This window comes from Glycomyces tarimensis, assembly GCF_054776215.1.
In genome coordinates, this window is sequence record NZ_BAAHCB010000017.1 from 54,210 (window position 1) to 55,876 (window position 1,667).

General features: G+C 68.6%; 1 protein-coding gene. It reads right to left on the bottom strand.

Annotated features, from left to right (window positions below):
• Positions 1-13: 13 nt before the first annotated feature.
• Positions 14-1,357, bottom strand: coding sequence for a magnesium transporter (mgtE, locus tag ACYVK3_RS13375; protein ID WP_460497823.1), 1,344 nt, complete (start codon positions 1,355-1,357; stop codon positions 14-16).
• Positions 1,358-1,667: the final 310 nt, after the last annotated feature.

Consider the following 1,667-nt stretch of genomic DNA (forward strand, 5'->3'; position numbering starts at 1 on the left):
CCCCCCCGCTCCCCTACATCAGCGGGCCGAGCACCGCCGCGGCGATCGAGAAGTACAGGACCAGACCGGTGGCGTCGCACAGCGTCGAGACCATCGGCGCCGAGATCACCGCGGGGTCGATGCCGACCTTCTTGGCGATCAGGGGCAGGAACGCGCCGACGAACGTCGACCAAGTGCAGATCGCGAGCAGCGTCAGCGCGATGATCAGCCCGATGTCGGGCCCGTAGACGAAGCCGACGAGGGGGCCCCCGACGATCGCGAGCATCGCACCGAGCACGAAGCCGACCCGGCCTTCGCGCCAGACGATCCTGACCGTGTCGGAGAATCGGATCTCGCCGACGGCCATGGCACGGATGACCACCGCCGACGCCTGCGAACCGGAGTTGCCGCCCACGCCGGTCAGCAGCGAGATGAACACCGCCAGGACGGTGACCTGCTCGAGCGCGGCCTCGTAGTAGTTGAGGACCGAGACGGTCAGGATGCCGGCGACGCCGAGCAGCAGCAGCCAGAACGCCCGCTTGCGGGCGAGCATGAACACCCCGGCCGACAGGTACGGCCGCTCCAGCGGCTCGGCGCCGCCGGACCGGGCGGCGTCCTCGGTGTCCTCGGCCTCGAGGATCTCCATGGCGTCGTCGAAGGTGATGAGCCCGACGAGGCGGTCCTCGTGGTCGACGACGGGCAGGGCGGCCAGGTTGGCGTCCTGGACCAGCCGTGCCGACTCCTCCCGGTCGGTGTCGGTGCGCACCATGTGGTGGTCGTCGGCCATGAGGTCGTGCACGATCGTGTCGGGATCGGCGGCCACGAGGTCGGGAAGCGCGACGGTGCCGAGAAGCTTGCGGTGCCCGTCGGTGACCGGCAGGATGTCGAGGTGCCGCGGTCGCTCGCGCAGGTGCCGGATGCGTTCGATGGCGGCGGCGGCGCTCATCGAGGCCCGCAGCGAGACGTAGTCGGGCGTCATGATGCGCCCGGCCGAGTCGGCGTCGTAGCCGAGCAGCTGCGCGGTCGAGCGCCGCTCGGCGGGGCTCAGCTGCGCCTGGAGTCTCGTGGCGACCATCGCCGGCATCTCGTCGAACAGCCGGGCCCGGTCGTCGGCCTCCATGGAGTCGAGCAGGTCGCGGACGGTCTCGGTCTTGAGCGCGTCCAGCAGTTCTTGCTGATGGTACGGGTCGAGCTCTTCGAACACCGCCAGCGCGCGGTCCTTGGGGAGCAGCCGGAAGCGGACCGCCTGATCGGCGAGTTCCATGCGCGGCAGTTCTTCGGCGAGTTCGATGGCCGAGGACTCGGAGAGCTCGGCCCTGAGGGCGGCGAGCGAGTCCATGGCCGCGAGGGAGATCGGTTGGACGGTCTGATGCGACACCAGAGCCACCTCCTAGCACGAGAGGACGGCCGTGCTCTGGGTCCGCGACTACAGGGTCAGGAGGCGATCCTCACTGCAGACCGGACGCGGAGCACGGTGGAACAAAAAATGGGACAAAGCGTCGGTATCTCGACTAGGACTGGAATCATCGCCCATTTGCACTCACCTCCTCCGGCCATACGCCCGCGGCGAAAGTTCGGGAGCCGTGCATCGGCTCTACTGGCGCGGTCAAGCGTAGCAAGCCTGAGTGAACGACATCTCGATTCTCCGCACCGGGGACTCGCGGCTCACACCGACGAATGACGAACGG